The sequence below is a fragment of the Streptomyces sp. NBC_01257 genome (assembly GCF_035917255.1).
Classification (GTDB): Bacteria; Actinomycetota; Actinomycetes; order Streptomycetales; family Streptomycetaceae; genus Streptomyces.
Genome location: NZ_CP108472.1, coordinates 7,452,138 through 7,468,484 on the forward strand (window position 1 = coordinate 7,452,138; position 16,347 = coordinate 7,468,484).

The 16,347-nt window shown below is 67.4% G+C and carries 12 protein-coding genes and 4 pseudogenes; 6 read left to right on the plus strand and 10 right to left on the minus strand.

Going from position 1 to position 16,347, the window contains the following annotated elements; all coding sequences use genetic code 11:
* Positions 1–39: 39 nt before the first annotated feature.
* Together OG408_RS32505 and OG408_RS32510 are read left to right on the plus strand one after the other, a co-directional pair.
* Entirely contained in the window at positions 40–660 is a 621-nt protein-coding gene (locus OG408_RS32505) for a bifunctional 4-hydroxy-2-oxoglutarate aldolase/2-dehydro-3-deoxy-phosphogluconate aldolase (RefSeq protein WP_326673393.1), read from the plus strand.
* A gap of 58 nt (positions 661–718) precedes the next feature.
* Positions 719–1,450, plus strand: a complete 732-nt coding sequence (locus tag OG408_RS32510; protein ID WP_326673394.1) for a FadR/GntR family transcriptional regulator — start codon at positions 719–721, stop codon at positions 1,448–1,450.
* Positions 1,451–1,543: 93 nt separating this feature from the next.
* Here the strand turns inward: OG408_RS32510 and OG408_RS32515 are convergent, their stop codons facing one another.
* The 7 genes and pseudogenes from OG408_RS32515 to OG408_RS32540 form a co-directional block, all read right to left on the minus strand.
* A complete protein-coding gene (locus OG408_RS32515; protein ID WP_326673396.1) occupies positions 1,544–1,687 on the minus strand; it encodes an NPCBM/NEW2 domain-containing protein in 144 nt (47 codons plus the stop codon).
* Between the two features lie 10 nt (positions 1,688–1,697).
* Positions 1,698–1,982 (minus strand): annotated as a pseudogene (locus OG408_RS32520) (extracellular solute-binding protein); the annotation flags it as partial.
* A 124-nt stretch (positions 1,983–2,106) separates the two neighbouring features.
* Positions 2,107–3,240 (minus strand): ricin-type beta-trefoil lectin domain protein, encoded by a 1,134-nt coding sequence (locus tag OG408_RS32525; RefSeq protein ID WP_326673398.1) that lies wholly within the window; start codon positions 3,238–3,240, stop codon positions 2,107–2,109.
* 47 nt (positions 3,241–3,287) lie between these two features.
* The gene (locus tag OG408_RS32530; protein ID WP_326673399.1) at positions 3,288–4,691 is read right to left on the minus strand and encodes a glycoside hydrolase family 76 protein; all 1,404 of its coding nucleotides are present in this window, start codon (positions 4,689–4,691) and stop codon (positions 3,288–3,290) included.
* 253 nt (positions 4,692–4,944) lie between these two features.
* The gene (locus tag OG408_RS40215; protein ID WP_442806085.1) at positions 4,945–5,343 is read right to left on the minus strand and encodes a ricin-type beta-trefoil lectin domain protein; all 399 of its coding nucleotides are present in this window, start codon (positions 5,341–5,343) and stop codon (positions 4,945–4,947) included.
* A gap of 150 nt (positions 5,344–5,493) precedes the next feature.
* Positions 5,494–5,772, minus strand: a pseudogene (locus OG408_RS40220) (glycoside hydrolase domain-containing protein); the annotation flags it as partial.
* A gap of 70 nt (positions 5,773–5,842) precedes the next feature.
* Positions 5,843–7,936, minus strand: a pseudogene (locus tag OG408_RS32540) (GH92 family glycosyl hydrolase); the annotation flags it as partial.
* A gap of 315 nt (positions 7,937–8,251) precedes the next feature.
* Here OG408_RS32540 and OG408_RS32545 point away from each other — a divergent pair.
* The 3 genes from OG408_RS32545 (at position 8,252) to OG408_RS32555 (ending at position 12,165) form a co-directional block, all read left to right on the plus strand.
* On the plus strand, positions 8,252–10,600 hold the full coding sequence (locus OG408_RS32545; RefSeq protein WP_326673400.1) for a ricin-type beta-trefoil lectin domain protein: 2,349 nt from the start codon (positions 8,252–8,254) through the stop codon (positions 10,598–10,600).
* 399 nt (positions 10,601–10,999) lie between these two features.
* The gene (locus OG408_RS32550) at positions 11,000–11,566 is read left to right on the plus strand and encodes a hypothetical protein (protein ID WP_326673402.1); all 567 of its coding nucleotides are present in this window, start codon (positions 11,000–11,002) and stop codon (positions 11,564–11,566) included.
* 209 nt (positions 11,567–11,775) lie between these two features.
* Positions 11,776–12,165: a hypothetical protein gene (locus tag OG408_RS32555; protein WP_326673404.1), complete on the plus strand. Its 390-nt coding sequence runs from the start codon at positions 11,776–11,778 to the stop codon at positions 12,163–12,165.
* A 19-nt stretch (positions 12,166–12,184) separates the two neighbouring features.
* On the opposite strand, the pseudogene OG408_RS32560 reads toward OG408_RS32555, so the two are convergent.
* Positions 12,185–12,517 (minus strand): annotated as a pseudogene (locus OG408_RS32560) (transposase); the annotation flags it as partial.
* 252 nt (positions 12,518–12,769) lie between these two features.
* On the opposite strand from OG408_RS32560, the gene OG408_RS32565 reads away from it, so the two are divergent.
* Positions 12,770–13,222, plus strand: coding sequence for a hypothetical protein (locus OG408_RS32565; RefSeq protein WP_326673406.1), 453 nt, complete (start codon positions 12,770–12,772; stop codon positions 13,220–13,222).
* Positions 13,223–13,735: 513 nt separating this feature from the next.
* Here the strand turns inward: OG408_RS32565 and OG408_RS32570 are convergent.
* Together OG408_RS32570 and OG408_RS32575 are read right to left on the minus strand one after the other, a co-directional pair.
* Positions 13,736–14,845 carry an RES family NAD+ phosphorylase gene (locus OG408_RS32570; protein WP_326673408.1) on the minus strand — a complete coding sequence of 370 codons (1,110 nt, stop codon included), beginning with the start codon at positions 14,843–14,845 and terminating at the stop codon, positions 13,736–13,738.
* The gene (locus tag OG408_RS32575) at positions 14,842–16,332 is read right to left on the minus strand and encodes an alpha/beta fold hydrolase (RefSeq protein ID WP_326673409.1); all 1,491 of its coding nucleotides are present in this window, start codon (positions 16,330–16,332) and stop codon (positions 14,842–14,844) included. The genes OG408_RS32570 and OG408_RS32575 overlap by 4 nt, the downstream gene beginning before the upstream one ends.
* Positions 16,333–16,347 lie beyond the last annotated feature (15 nt).

The window sequence follows — 16,347 nt, forward strand, 5'->3', positions numbered from 1 at the left end:
GCCGCACCGGCACGCCCGGAGAAGGAGAGTACGAGCGTCATGTACCGATGGGAGACGGTCCGGGCCGTCACCGCGCAACGCGTCTTCGCCGTCATTCGCACCGCCGGGCCCGAGGAGGCCGTCGCTGCGGCGGACGCCGTGCTGGAAGCGGGACTCCAGGCCGTGGAGATCGCGCTCACGACCCCGCGCGCGCTCACCGCGCTCGCCCGGCTCACCGAGACCCACCCCGGTGCGCTGCTCGGCGCGGGTACCGTCATCGACGCCACGGCGGCCCGTGCCGCCGTCGAAGCGGGCGCCCGCTTCCTGGTGTCGCCCAGCCTCGACCCGGAGGTGATACGCACGGGCCATCGCTACGGGGTTCCGGTGTTTCCCGGCGTGGCCACCCCGACCGAGATGGTGCGAGCCCTGGAGGAGGGTGCCGACGCACTGAAGCTCTTCCCCGCGTCCGCGGTCTCCCCGGCCTGGCTGCGCGACGTGCGCGCGGCACTTCCCCAGGCACCCGTCCTGCCCACGGGAGGGGTGACCCCCGACAACGCCCCGGAGTGGATAGCGGCAGGCGCGGTGGCCTGCGGCATGGGCGCGGCCCTGACCTCCGGCGGCCCCCGGAACGCCGGTCAGCGGGTCCGTACCCTCCTGAGTCGGCTCGCCGAGGCCCGATGACTCCCGCGGGACGGCAGAATTGACCCCCGACGGCGATGTTCGAGCGGCAGGGAGAGGCGTGGAACTACACGGACTACACGGGCAGGTACTGAGCCGGATCGGGGAATCCCTGGCCGCGGAGGAGATCCGCGCGGGCGAGGTGCTGCGCCTGGAGGACCTGCAGGACCGGTACGGGGTCTCCCGTACCGTGGCACGCGAGGCGGTCCGCGTCCTGGAGTCGAAGCGGGTCGTCACCAGCCGGCCCCGGGTGGGCATCACCGTGCGCCCGATGGACGAGTGGAACCTGTACGACCCCCAGGTCATCCGGTGGCGGCTCGCTTCCCCCTCCCGGAGCGTCCAGCTGCGCGAACTCGCCGAGTTGCGCGCCGCCGTGGAACCGTCGGCCGCGGCCCTCGCCGCAGCCGGTTCGTCCCCCGGGACCCGTGCCTCGCTCGTCGATCTCGCCCGGGCGATGGCGAGCGTCGCCCAGGACGACATCCAGGGCTTCATAGCGGCCGACCTGGCCTTCCACCGAGCCCTGCTGAACGCCTCAGGAAACGGCATGTTCGCCCAGCTCTCCGAGGTCACCGAGGAACTGCTCGTCGCCCGCCGCGACCTGCCCCTGATGCCGGATCACGTGGACGCGGACGCCGTGCAGCGCCACCTGGAAGTGGCCCAGGCCGTCGCCGAGGGACGCCAGGAGGACGCGGCACGGTGCGTCCGGGTGATCGTGAACGCCGCCCAACGCGAGGTGGAACAGCTGCTGGACGGTGGCAGGCACTGCGCACTCGGCGGCCCGGCAGGCGTATGAGCGAACGGGCCGGTCGGCGCCGCCGCTCCGCACGACAGGGCCGACGGGCGGGCGGCCCGGCCGGAACGCCGTCGTGGCGTCCCGGCCGGGCCGTCAGGGAACGGGCCCGGCGAAGGGCCGGGCCGTCAGGGCGTCACGTGCGCGGCGCAGCGCGGCGTCGCCCCAGTCCGAGTGGTCCTTCGCGTCGCCGTCGCCCGAATCGGTGACGCGAAGGGGCAGCCGCTCCGCACCGGTCACGTCGGCGGTGACTCCTGCTGTGGAAGGCGACCCAGGGGTGGTTGTAGAGCGGGACGAGGTAGTGGTGGCCGTCCAGTCCGGTGGAGAGTGTCCTGGCGACCTTGTCGAAGTTGCCGCCGATCTTCTCCCAGACGTCGTCGATCGGCTGGGCCAGTCCCTGGGCGGCGAAGTACTGCATCCGGTATCCGGCGAACCAGGTGAACAGGTCGTCCGAGCTGCCTTGCAGATAGCTGGTGATGTTCTGCTGGAAGGTGTTGTGGTCGACGGTGTTGATCTTGATCTTCGCCTTGGCCGACGCCAGCGGCCGAGGAACCGGCATGGTGCCTCCAAGGGCGTGGGTGGGTAGCGGCCGGGGACGGCCCGATCGATCGCGCGACGGCACATCTCACCGTCGCCGGGGACAACGCGGCGCCACGCGGTCAGACGGCCGTCCACTTCTGGTTGGGGCCGCCGTTGCAGTCCCACAGCACCAGCCGCGTGCCGTCGGTGGTGGAGGCTGCCGGGTCATCGAGGCAGCGCCCGGATGCCGGGTTCCGGTAGCCGCCGTTGTAGGCCTCCCAGACCTGATTGGTTCCGCCGTTGCAGTCCCAGAGCTCCACCTCGGTGCCGTTGGCGGTGCCGAGGCCTGTGGCGTCCAGGCACTTGCCCAGTGCCCGCAGCGTTCCGTTGGACCCTGCCGTCCACCACTGCGCGTCGGTGTTGTTGCAGGACCACAGCTGAACGGGGGTGCCGTTCGCGGAACTGCCGCCGTTGACGTCCATGCACTTGCCGGCGATCGCGGATCTCACCTGACCGCCGGTGCGGACAGGTTCGCCGATCCAGCCGGCGTCGTCCGCGGCCCGGATGCCGGTGTCGAAGGCGTCGGCCATCTTCCGGTAGCCGGCGTCATTGGGGTGCAGCCCGTCGGCCAGGTCGCCGGTGGTCAGAGCGCCCATGTCGACGTAGCGGACATGTTTGCCCGCTGCCTGCTTCGCCTGGACCATCCCCGGGATCCGCTGGTTGAACGTGCCCCTGTTCGCCTCGATCGTGGGGTTCGTGGAGACGGTCAGCGACGCGACCAGTACGGTCGCGTCCGGGGCGTCGGCCACCACCTGGTCGATCAGGGAATTGAGCCGGTCCGGCGCGGTGGGCACCTGGTAGTTCTGCCCCAGGTCGTTGGTGCCGATCATCAGGGTCACGACGTTGGGCCGGTAGCGGGACAACGAGGCGTCCGCGATGGAGGCGATCTGGTCGATCCGCCAGCCGGAGTGGCCTTCGTTGTCGGGGTCCCCCATGGAGCCGGCCCGGGACGTGCCGACGAAGTCCAGCGAGTAGCCCTTGGAGCTCAACTCGTCCCAGAGCGGGCCTCGATAGCCGTTTCCGGTACTGCTCCCGAGGCCGTCAGTGATCGAGTCACCCAGGGGCATGACACGTAACGCGGAGGCCGCGGCGACAGACTGCTCGCCCGGTGCCGCGGCCCGCGCCGCCGCCGCAGCGGGCAGCGTGCCGCCCCAGAGCATCCCGGTTGCGGTAGCCGAAATCAGGGCGAGAGTTGCGAAGGATCTCTTCTTCATGGCCAGTCCTCATCAGATGGAGTGTGGATGTCTCAGAGCGGGCCTTCTCAGCCCGTGGCGGCGTTGAGGAGGTCGAGGACGCTCTGCTGGCAGCCGTAGTCGCTGGTGCCGTTGCCGCCGCTCCAGTGCGGGCCGTACTGGTCGAGCGGGTTGCGGTCGTGGTCGTAGGCGCTGTTCGCCCAGCGGGTGAGGGCCGGGGCGTAGGGGTGGTCGGACAGTTGGCGGTTGAGCGTGCCGAGGCCGCGTACGTAGGCGCCCTTGAAGCTGGGGCCGTCTCCCGTGCAGCTGTCGCCCTCGCCGGGTTCGCGCAGGACGCCGTCCGTCTCGAGCCGCGTGGTGGAGGCGTCGGCCAGGTTCCGTGCCGTCGTCAGGAGGCCGGAGTCCCCGGTGGCTTTGTGGAACTCGGTCAACGCACCGAGGATGACGCCCTGGTTGTAGGTCCAGGTGGGCTGGCCGTTGTTGGCGCAGGCGTCGGTGAGACCGTCGTTGATCATGCGGTCGCCGTTGATCATGCCGCTGTTCCGGAACCAGTTCCACTCGCTCCTGGCCCGGTCCAGATACGTGGTGTCGCCCGGGATGCGGTTGTGCAGGGCCGAGTTGAGCTGGAGGAACAGCTCGTTGGTGATGGCGTTCTTGTAGTTCCCGTTCGTGCTCCAGCGGACCCCGCCGCCACAGGTGTCGTTCCAGTTCGCCTGCATGTGGTCCGCGTCCGCCCGCGCGGTCTCCAGGTACCGGCTGTCGCCGGTCACGTCGTACGCGTCGACCCAGGCCAGCCCCCACCACCCGGTGTCGTCGAGGTACTCGTTGCGGAACTGGCCGCCCTGCGCGCCGATGTTCTTGTCGTACGTCTCGGCGATGGCGTAGGTGTAGCTCCCCATCCCGCTGATACGGCTGTTGTCGATGACCGCGGTCAGGGCGTTGGCCGCGGTCCACCAGCCGTTGCCGCCGAAGAGCTTGCTGCTGCGGTCGAACGACATCATGAGCGCGGTGGCCGCCGCGGTGCTCCGGCTGCCCGCGTTCCAGGTGGTGCGCGCCCAGGGCGTGCACGCGATGGCCCCGCCGGCGGGCTGCCCGCACGCCCGCAGGGCCCCGACGCCCCGGGTGTTCCAGTCGTCCACGTTGTACATCTGAGTGCGCCAGCCGGTCCCTCCGGACGGCACGGCGGTGTCGCCGAGCCGGCTGCCGGAGGCCCAGGTGCGGCCGCCGTCCATGGACCGGTCCAGCCACACGTGGTCACCGGAGCCGCCGTTGTCGATGGAAGCCCAGCCCATCGCGTCGGTGTCGTCGAAGTGCAGCGCGATCGACCTCCCGGCCACCGAGGCGGTGACGGGGACGCGGTCCTGGGTGCTTGACGCCGGGTCCCGCGCGTCGCAGTACGTGTTGCACACGGCAGCGGGCGCCGCGGCGGCGGGCGATGTTCCGCCGACCGAAAGGGAGGACAGCGTGGCCATAAGCACGAACAGAGCTACCGAGGTGGACCTCTGTGACTTCTGTGACCTCTGTGACTTCATGGACTCCCAAAACCTCTCGTCACGGCAGAGGCGCTCCATCAAGGGAGGAGAGCGCTCTCTGGCTTGTGTGTCGTATGGCCCGCGCCGACGTTCGGCACGCGGACTGCTCGCGGTGGTCATGTGATCGGTGTCCTGGATGGCACACCCGTGTGCACGGGTGTGCCATCGCGCGGGGCGGGGGAGCGCCCCGGTTTCAGGAGGGCAGGCTCCATTTCTGGTTGTTCCCGCCGTGGCAGTCCCAGATCTCCAGTTGGGTGCCGTCGGCGGTGCTCGCGTTGGGTACGTCGAGGCAGCGGCCGGACTGGGGGTTGACCAGTGCGCCGGTGGAGGCCTTGTAGGTCCACTTCTGGTTGTTGCCGCCGTTGCAGTCCCACAGCTCGATCAGCGTGCCGTTGGCGGCCCCGCCGTTACCCGTGACCTCCACGCACTTGCCCAGCACGCGAAGGGACCCGTCCGCGGTCACCGTGACCTGCTGAGCGGCGGAGTTGTTGCAGGTCCAGATCTGGATCCTGTTGCCGTTCGTGGTCGACCCGGTGTCGTCGTCCAGGCACTTGCCGCCGTTCGCCGACGTCACAGGACCCGAGGGCGCCACAGGCGGCCCCGGGGGCTTGGCACCGCCGTCGCCGTTGTACGAGGGCGGTGCGGAGGACGCCCCGGTGGCCCATCCGGTGTTGGCGCCGGTGCCCAGTGCGAGGTCGAGTGTCCCGCCGCCGGTGGCGAAGTCGGCGGGCAGGTAGGCGTTGTTCCAGTTGGCGCCGTTGAGGGTGGCGCTCTGGACGTAGGGGGCGTTGTCGGCTGCCTGTGGAGCGTTGACGACCATGTGCCGGCCGTTGCCCAGCGTCACGTCCACGTGGGTGAACAGCGGGCTGCCCAGGGCGAGGTCGGAGGTGCCGGGGGTCTCGGGGTAGAAGCCCATCGCGGACCAGACGTACCAGGCGCTCATGGTGCCCAGGTCGTCGTTTCCGACACCCCACTTCGCCGGGTCGTTCGGCCACAGCCGGTCCTGGACCTGCCGGACGATCCTCTGGGTCTTCCCAGGGCTGGCCCACGTAGTCGTACTCCCACGGCAGCTCGATGGACGGTTCGTTGCCCAGGTCCGCGTGCGATCCGCCGGATCCGTTGAACTCGGACAGCACGCTGTCGAGGTAGTTCACGTACTTGCTGTTGCCGCCCATGGCATCGGCCAGCCCGCGGATGTTGTGCGGCACCGCCCCGGTGTACTGCCAGGACGTCCCCTCCACGAACTGGTCACTGCTGGTCGGGTCGAATCCCGGCTTCCAGGAGCCGTTGAGCTGCTTGGGCTGCATGAAGCCGGTGGAGGCGTTGAAGGTGTTCTTCCAGTCCTGTGCGCGGTTGGCGAACTGCGACTGGGTGGTGGTGTCTCCCAGGGCGCCCGCGAAGGCGGAGGTCGCGAAGTCCTGTGCGCTGTACTCCAGGAGCGTGGCCACGGAACCGTAGAAGTCCCGTGGGTAGGAGCCGTCGGACGGCAGGTAGCCGTACTTGGTCTGCAGGTCCAAACCCATCCGGATCGGGTTGGTGGTGGTGCCTTCCTTGACCATGTCCGCCTTGGCGGTCGCGGTGTCGAAGTTCCGCGCGCCGAAGGCGTAGTAGTCGGCGATGATCGCCGGGCCGGGATCGCCGTTCATGACCTGGGTCTCGGCGGAGTTCAGTGACCACTTCGGGAAGAATCCGGCCTGCGCGTAGTCGTTCACCAGCGACTGGGCGCTGTCACTGGCCTGCTCGGGGGCGACCAGGGCTTCCAGCTGCGCCTGGGTGCGGTAGATGTCCCAGCCGGAGTAGGTGCCGTACTGGGCCTTCTGGCCTCCGGACACCGTGTGGACCTTCTTGTCGAAGCCCCAGTACCTCCCGTCGCTGTCGCTGAGCAGGTTCGGGTGCAGCAGCGAGTGGTAGAGCGAGGTGTAGAAGACCTGTTGCTGGTCGGACGAGCCGCCGGTGACAGCGATCTTGCCGAGCACGTCGTTCCATGCGTGGTGCGCGGCGGTCCGGGTTCCGCCGAAGTCCCAGGCCGGGTTCTCCGACTGACGGTTGGCCGTGGCACCCGCGATCGAGACGTATGACAGGCCGACCTTGGCCTGCACCGTGCGGTTGCCGGTCGTGTCGAAGGTGACCGAATTGCCCCCGTCGAACGTGCCGGTGCCGGTGAACGGCCGGTCGAAGACCATGTCGAAGTACGCGGTGTAGGACGGGGCCGACGCGCAGAAGAGGCCGGCGTCCACGGAGCCGCTGACCTCGGTGCTGCTCACCTTGTTGAAGTGCAGATTGGTGGCCTTGTCGGCGTTCAGCTTGAACAGGAGGTTGGCCTGAGTGGTCGACGGGAACGTGAAGCGCGCCATGCCGGAGCGCGCGGTCGTGGTCAGTTCGGTGCTGACCCCGTTGTCGAGGTTGACCGAGTACGCGCCGGCGCTCGCCGTCTCGTTGCCGTGCGAGAAGCCGACGGTCGCGTTCCCGTCGATGCCGCCGGTGGTGGGCAGGACCGGGATGTCGCCCATCGCGCCGCAGCCGGGTCCGGAGATGTGGTTGAGACTGAAACCTGTGACAACGTTGTCAGAGTATGCGTAGTTGCCGCCGGGTGGACGGGAGTTCGTGTCGGGGCTCCACGAGACCATGCCGAACGGGGTGTCGGCTCCGGGGAAGGTGTTGCCCCCGTTGGAGGTACCCAGCAGCGGATTGACCAGGGAGGCAGGATCGGCGGCCGCGGCCGGGGCGGCCTGCGCGGCGGTGGTCGGTGCGGCGAGTCCCAGGAAGAGCAGGCAGGTTGCGAGGAAGGTGCGCCATCGTTTCATCGTTGCGGCTCCAGGTACGGACAGCTCGGCTGTCACCGGACCGGTGGGGGTGAATCCCCGAAAGCAAAGGGCAGGGTCGCGACACTTGTCAACGCAATCGACCGAAATCGCGAACAGAGACCAACAGACGTCGGAGCAAAGGGTGTTGGCTTTCCGGCGGGCGACGGCCGCCGGCTCCGGAAGCCCGGACATCGCCCCCCGTGCCCGTGCGGCACCGGTCATCGAGACCCGTAGCGAGGTGGCGGGTGATGGAATCCGGCACTCCCGCCGCTCGGGGGCCGCCGACCCGGCCGGCGCGAGGATGTGCTGCCGCCGGGAGCCATGGGTCAGGGAAGGCTTCCGATTGATCCGACCACATGTCCAGACCGTTGACGCGGTCATGCTGGCTGGCTAGCTTCAGAGAGCGCTCTCCCCGGCTGCCCATGCATACCCCTGCATCCTGGGCAGGACTCTCGGGAGTCCCCATGAAGGCTGCACCGAGACGGATCGACTCCAATTAGACAACGTTGTCAGTCGGGATGCGTGGCACGGCTCGAACCGCCCGCGCCGGCGGAGGTCCTGGTCGCCGCCCTGTTCACGTCCGCATGCCGGTCGAGGGCGTGGGCCCGGAAACGAATACCGCACCGCGTTGACCGAAGTCCTCCCGGAAGAAGGATGTCGATGATGAAGCGACTACGGAGACTCGCCCCCTTATGGGTGCTGACCCTCCTCGCTGCCGTGCTGGCGGTGAGCGCCGCCCCCGCACAGGCCGCGACCACGTCCATCGGTGTGGACGGAGCCCACAGCGGCCGGACCTTCGACGGCATCGGCGCCATCAGCGGCGGTGGCGGCAACTCCCGTCTGCTGACGGATTATCCGGCCGCGCAACGGTCCCAGATCCTGGACTACATGTTCAAGCCGGGTTACGGCGCCAACCTCCAGCTCCTGAAACTGGAGATCGGCGGCGACGCGAACTCCACCGACGGATCGGAGCCGTCGATCGAGCACTCGCGCGGCACCATCAACTGCAATGCCGGTTACGAGTTCTGGCTCGCCGAGCAGGCCAAGGCCCGTAACCCCGACATCGGCCTGTACGGGCTCGCCTGGGCCGCACCCGGCTGGATCAGCGGCGGCTTCTGGTCCACCGACACCATCAACTACCTGATCTCCTGGCTCAACTGCGCCAAGCAGCATAACCTGGACATCAAGTACCTCGGCGGCTGGAACGAACGCGGCCACGACGTCAACTGGTTCATCCAGCTGCGCTCGGCACTGAACAACGCCGGGTACTCCGGCGTCCAGCTCGTCGCCGACGACAGCGGCTGGGGCGTGGCCGACGACATGGCGAACAACCAGGCGTTCAACGACGCCGTCTCGATCATCGGCGCCCACTACTCCTGCAACGGGGGCGACGGCGGCGACGCCAGGACCTGCTCCAGCAGCACCGCGGCGAAGAACAACGGCAAGCCACTGTGGGACAGCGAAAACGGCTCGCAGGACATGAACACGGGCGCCCCGGCACTGATCCGCGCGATCACCCGCGGCTACACCGACGCAAGGATGACCAGCTACTTCAACTGGCCGCTGATGGCCGCGATCTACCCGAACCTCCCCTACAACACGGTAGGTCTCGCCACCGCGAACTCACCCTGGTCGGGCAACTACCAGATCGGCGCGAGCACCTGGGCCACCGCCCAGGTCACCCAGTTCACCAAGCCCGGATGGAAGTTCATCGACTCCGCCTCGGGCTACCTGGGCGGCGACGAGAACAACGGCACCTACGTCACCGTCAAGTCGAACACTGGCCCCGACTACTCCACGATCCTGGAAACCACGACGTCCAACGGGTCCCAGACAGCCAACTTCACCGTCCGGGGCGGCCTGTCGACCGGCACCGTGCACGTGTGGGCGACCAACGTCAACAACCCCGGCGAAGCGACGTCCTTCATCCACACCCAGGACATCACACCGAACAACGGCTCCTACTCGCTGACGATGCAGCCCGGTTACGTGTACACGGTCAGCACCCTCGGCGGACAGGGAAAGGGCACCGCGACGGCCCCGGCAGCGCACTCGCTCGCGCTGCCGTACAGCGACAACTTCGACAGCTACGCCGACAACGTTCAGGCCATGTACATGTCCGACATGCAGGGCTCGTTCGAGGTCCAGCCCTGCGCGGCCGGCCGTGCGGGCAAGTGTGTGCAGCAGATGGCTCCGGTCAAGCCGATCGAGTGGCAGGACGACTCCGACTCGTACACCTTGATCGGCGATCCGAGCTGGTCGAACTACACCGTCAGCTCCGACGTGTTCCTGCGCGGTGCGGGCACCACCGAGCTTCTGGGCCGGGCCAACACTCAGCTGCGTCCGCAGTCACACATGAATGCCTACTACCTCCGCATCCGTGACACCGGCCAGTGGTGGATCGAGAAGATGCTGACGGACGGTTCGAACCACACCCTGGCCACCGGTACCACCACCGCCCTGGGAACGGGCACGTGGCACAACCTGTCGCTCACCTTCCAGGGCTCGCAGATCACCGCGAAGCTGGACGGCAACCAATTCGGGTCGGTCAGCGACGGCTCCTTCCAGACAGGACAGGCGGGCCTGGGTATCCAGGGCTACCGCACCGACCAGTTCGACAACCTGTCCATCACCCCCGGCACGGGCAATCCCCCCAACGGCGGCGCGGGACAGATCAGCTCGGTCCTCAACGGCAACAAGTGCCTGGACGACTTCACCGCGTCGACCACCGCAGGTGCCGTCGTGGACATCTGGGACTGCAACGGCTCTCCAGCACAGCAATGGACCGTGGGCAACGGCTCCGTCAGGACCGGCGGACTCTGCCTCGACGTGGTCGGCAACGGCACCGCCAACGGCTCCCTGGTGAACCTCTGGACCTGCAACGGCGCCGCGAACCAGCAGTGGAACGTGAGCAACGGGACCCTCGTCAACCCCCAGTCCGGCCGGTGCCTCGACATCCCCGCACTCAACACGGCCAACGGCACCCAGCTCGACATATGGGACTGCAACAACGGACCGAACCAGAAGTGGAATCTCCCTTCCTGAGCCGGCCCTGTGCCGCCCTGTCCGCCCCGCGTGCCGACCTGCCCCCCCCACCGAAGGCTGTCCGGCTCCCGGCGCTCTTTCGCTCCGGGTTCGTGATCCATCATCGCGAGAGGTACATGATGTCGAGACTTGTCCGCAGGCTCCGTCCGCGACCGCGACAGCACGGGTTCCAGCTGTCTGCCGGAGCGGTCGCGCTGGTCCTGGCCGCAGCCGCCCTCACCGGCACGGGGGCGTCGGCCGGGAGGGCGGCCGCCGCGAGTGGTGGCCTCGCCCGACGCCGGCCTTCGCCGACGCCGCGACCCAGGCGAAGCTCGGCCCGGCCTACAGCAAGGCGCTGACGAACCTGCTCCACACCAAACCGTCACCTACGATCCGGCGGTCTACAACTCCTCCGGGCTGATGACCGACAATCCGCGGCAGTTCGTCAGGGCGGGCGGCGGCTACGACCAGCCGTGGACCCGGGACGCGGCGGTGAACACCTGGAAGGCGGCCAGGCTGCTGGAGCCGAAGCAGGCCGCGAACACCCTGTGGGCGGCGGTGGTCAAGCAGCCCGACGAGAAGTTGATCGTGCAGCAGGACAACCAGCAGTGGGACCAGGTCATCTGGATGACCGGCGCCTGGAACCACTACCTGGCCACCGGCGACCGGAGCTTCCTCAGCAACGCCTACCAGGTGGCCGTCAACACGCTCGACGTCCGCAGAAGGCAGAACTTCAACAGCGGCTTCGGCCTGTTCCAGGGGCCGTCCTTCTTCAACGACGGCATCGCGGGCTACCCGGCGCCGCCGGCCGACAGCACGGAGAGCCACGGCGGGTTCGTCGGGGACTACTCGGGCACCTCGTCGATCATGGCGCTCAGCACGAACGCGGTGTACTACTCCGCCTACCGCAGTGCCGCGCTGATGGCCGCGGCCCTGGCAGGCCCGGCAGCGAGGCCGACGCGCTCAGCTCCGCCGCCGACACGCTGAAGGCGAGGATCAACCAGCACCTCTGGATCCCCGGCAAGGGCCTGTACGGCTACTTCGTCCACGGCAGCGGCAGCCTGGCGGGTCAGGTCGACCGGACCGAGGAGGGCACCGGGCTGTCCTTCGCCGTGCTCTTCGGTATCGCCGACGCAAGCCAGGCCCAATCGATCATGAGCAACGCGCACCTTCAGCGGCTCTGCGACGATTGCTGGGTGAGCAAGCAGGAGTGGGACGCATTGACCAAGTCTGAAGAAGCATTCATGGTCAATTCCTACGAGATCGACATCCTGCCTGGTGTCTGGGGCGATCTCGACGAACCTGACCAGTCTCGACCGGTCAACGAGCTGGCGGGAATCTTGCTCGCTCTCATCGATCGTGGGTGGATCGAGGTCCGCCGACTCGCGCCGTGGACCTCCCCCGCCGGGGAGAACGGCGTCCAGCCCGGTGACCTGGTGCCTCGTGATCAGCTTCCGGCGATTCTCGAAGACGCGGCCAACTGGGAGTATCCCGAAGATGGGAACTGGATTGGCGCGTTGACCCTGGTCGAGACCGAAGCGGGAAAGAAGATCACTCGTCTTCCTCCCGAGGAGATGGCCGAATAGGCCGTCATGGCGGGAAATCTCAGCCCGCGGCCAACGGCCCACCGCCCCAGCGGAGACCCTTCTCGCTGCGGATGCGGGCTCGTTCGCGGCGTTGGGCGGCCAGGAGGTCGGGGTGACGGGCTTTGGTATTGCGCCAGCGCAGATGGCGGTGCAGCTCGTGGGGCTGAACGGTGTGGTTGGGGTGGTTCGAGTTGGCCAGGGTGACCTGCCGCAGTGGACCGAAGTGCGCGTCGATCGGATTGGCTCAGGAGGCGTTCGTCGGGGTGAAGCACAGCGCGACCTTGGTCTTCCACGCCCACCGGCGGATCTTGGCGCCTTTGTGGGCGAAGAGGTTGTCCATGATCACGTAGATCGAAGGTCTCAAGGTCGAAGGTGCAGGATTCTCGTCGGATTGCACTCTCTGGGAACTCGACGACAGCGGAACCGTCCGCCCAGGAGAAGCCTGTTTGCCAGGTCGTTGCGAAATGATCGGTCTCTTGAACGATGCGGCAGGAGACGGGCTCCGAGGAGCCCTGAGGGAAGAATCCGCCAACCAACACATCGGCCGTTGGCTGCGTTGCGAAAATTGGAAGACGGATCCCGTCCCTGCCAGCAGACTTCCTGCATGTCTACCGATTTCAGCGGGATGGTTGAGTGCAACCCGGGGGCACATCTCTGGGGTTCTGATGACGAGGACTCCGTGTGGCAGTCCGCCATCGACGTCTGGCTCCTCAACTCCGGCAATGCCTACGACGCCCTGGCCTGTCTTTTCGGCGTCCGCAACTATTTCGGCTTCCGTCCGCTGGCGGAGGACCGCGGCCTGCCGGAGGATTCGTCCAACGGAGTCCGCGCCATGTTCGCCGCGGCCGGCGGACCCGATGATGTCTACGGCACTACGTGGATCACCTGGGCGGAGCTGACCTCGGCCGACTGGCAGGAGACCAACAGCTCAGGTTCGCTCAGCCGACAGGACGTGGCAGGAGACACGACCCATTGGGGTCCGGTCTGGGCAGTGATGCACACCCTTGCCAAGCTCTATGGCCCCGAGAACGTCCGGCTCGTCGTCTGGTTCCACTGACGAGTAAGGGTTTACAACACCGCTTCGACGGCCAACTTGAGCGCTCAGAGGCCCACTCAAACGCTGCTTACCTTGTTGGCGGGTCGATTCCGATCCTTCGTACGATCGAGAGACCCTGGGGCCTGGGTGTGGGCACGGCTCCTGCGCACCATCGGCACGACATCAGTCACCCAGTTGGCCGGCTCGACGCTGACAACGTTCACTGGCAGTCAGTCACAGCTGCCGACTCAGCGGGTCTCCTGGAGCCCCATTCCTTCGTCCGAGCGAGGCCGGAACTGGCTGTGGGCCCTCCAAGGACCGTGCTGCGGCAGCGCCTCCGGGCCGGGCTGTCCGCCTGAACCACCGGGTGCCGGCCCGGGGAGACCAAGAACGCCGGCTGGCCGGACGGGCGGTGACGACCGTGGAAGTTGCTCGCGTTCGGCGCGCCCAGCGCCGTGATCAGTAAGAAGGGAACGAATGTTGGGGAACAGCGGGCTCGGCGGCCATGAGTCAGAGCGGCTCGCAAGCGACCTGCTAGACGCTCGAACGCTCGACAACTCGTTCGGTGCCCTGCTGAAGGCGAAGCATCGCTTGAGCAGTTTCGGCTCCGGGGTCAACGCAGCCTTCGGGACCCGTAAACAGTACGTAGTTGACACCACCGTTGTGTGCCGAGCGGAAGCTGATCCCGTCCACGCTGAGTGGTGAGAGGTAGCGGAGGTACTCAGTCAGTACCTGGGTGGGGACGTAGGCGAGGTGCTCGTGCCCGTCCCGGGCCACCGGACGGCTCAGGTCGTCCGAAAAGGACCGGATGAACTCAACTGGGCCGGTCATGGTTCCTCGGTCGGGGTCGAACCAGCTCGGTACGGAGGGTACGACCGCCAGGTCGACCACGGAGACCGGACGGATCAGCTCGAATGCTGCCACGGCTGCGTAGGGCCTGAGATCGTGTGCCGATATCTCCGCGAGGACGGTTTCCACGTTCGCAGATCCGTAGAACATTGAGACGCCTGCGGGGCTCATCCGGTTGGCGGTGGCCCGTGCGGGCGGCGTCGAGCCGATGTCTGCCGCGGCATAGTTCGGTGGGGCCGCGTCGGCGCGCATGCGGCCGCGCCACACCTGGTGTCCGGCGGGCAGCGTGCGAACGAGTCCCACCCGGTCGACGACCGCGGACACCTCGTCCAGCATGGCCAGGGGCGAAGGCGCATCATGCCGTCCGGTTCCGGTGAGCAGGGTGAATCGTCTCTGGTGACTGACCTGCTGGCGAAAGCCGGTCCAGTGGGCGTAAGCGGCGTGCTGTCGTGGAACTTCCCGCAGCTTCCACGACGCGGGTTCGGCCCACTTCCGTATGAGGAGCGTCACGCGGGGCTCGACGGCGCCTCGGCAGACCTCTTCGACAGCGGCCGCAGTGCTGATGCCCCCCTCGGGCGCATGCGTGTGCTCGTACTTGTCCTGGACTGCGTCGAGGACACGGCGCGCAAGGAGGTGGATGCCGACGGCCACGGGTCCGTCTCGAAGCGAGTGCGTAGTGCAGAAGGAGCAGTGAGAGGCGGTCATCATCGGGCTGAGGTGGCGGCGCAGATGTGTGTCGCTGATGTGGTTCATACAGACCGCATCATGCGGAGACAGGATTTCCGGCAGGGTCACCCGCGCTCCTGGGCGATCTGCTCGTAGGCGCGCTTCTTGGCGCGAAGCCTCTCGTGGAGCAGGTCGAAGATCGTCTTTCGGCGGGTGGTGAAGTGGATGCTCCAGCTGGGGTCTTCGGCGAGTTCGCTCATCAGCGGTTCCCAGATCAACTCGAAGCTCTCCGAGACGCTCATCCCCCCGCGTCCTGCCCCGAAGAGAGGAAAGCAGATGGATGAGAGAGCGAGGCCCTGCTCGTCACGTTCCTGACGGGCCAGGTCGAAGATGTTGTGCACGGCTCTGGGGATCGACTGAGGGTCGATGCCGTAACTGTTCGTTCCCGAAATGGGGGCGGCGATGGCTGCGTGATAGATACGCTGCACGTTTCGTTTCGACAGTGCACCCGCAGGTGTCGGCGCAACGGTTCCGCCGGTTACGGGGAGTCCGAGGCTGCCGTGGCTGCGAAGCCACGCAGCGAGGTGATCACCGGCCACGTCCTCGAGGATTTGTCCCCCGCCGCTCTTCTCCGCCGCTGCCCGTCGCAGACTGCCGGATGTCGACGGCTTGAAGAACTGGGACATCTGGAGATAGGTGTTCTCCGATGACACCAGGATATCCACGTTCCTGAGTTGCTCCACCGGGCCGCCGTGCAGGTAGAGCGCGGTCACATGTCCACCGGGCGCACCGGTTGGTATGTTGATCGGTCCAGCCATTTCGCGTTCCGTGAGCACGTCGGCTGCAAAGTGCGCCGGCCTGCGTCGATGAGGGATGTCGGCCTCGGGGTGCGCCTCGACGGGGAAGGGTTCCGCGAGGGCCCGTGCGAGCTCCTTGCCTACGGCGTGGACAAGCCGGCTGTTCGGACCTCCGGGCTTGATGACCGAGAAGTGGTCGCCTGGCAGCACCCCCGTCTCGGGGAAGAACCCTGCGGCCGAGGAGGGGACTACCACGTTGTCGCTCTCGCCTGCGTAGGCCACGATCGGGATCGGACAACTGGCGTCTGCGACTTCCGAGGCACGGACGATTCCGTCGATCACCCTGCGCTGAGTTTCGAGTACCGAGGTCTGAAGCGGTTTGAGCTCGCGCTCCTGGCTGTTCCTGGTCATGGGGATCAGTCCCCTGCGGGCCAGCAGGAACAGGTCGGACCCGTTGTTGGGGCAGGCGAACATCACCAGCCGTCGTATCTTGGCGAGTTCCCGCCCGCGACCCGCCAACAGCATGCGGGAAAAATACCGTTGGGCGACTAACCCGCCTTGGCTGTGCGTGATCAGGGCTACCCGTTCGTACCCGGTGGTGAGGTCCCCGATGAATCCACGGAGGCTCTCCGCGATCGTGTCGAGATCCGGCATCCGCCGCAACGGATTCCAGGTCACGGGTCGCGTCGCGTACTCGAAGAACAGGAAGTCGTACTCGTCCGATACTGCAGGGATCTCCGACATCTCCTGCTGCAAGGGGGTCCAGGTGGTCGGCGATGAGAAGAGACCGTGCACGAAGACGATGGCGGCCTGATGCAAGTCTCCCCCTGGAGC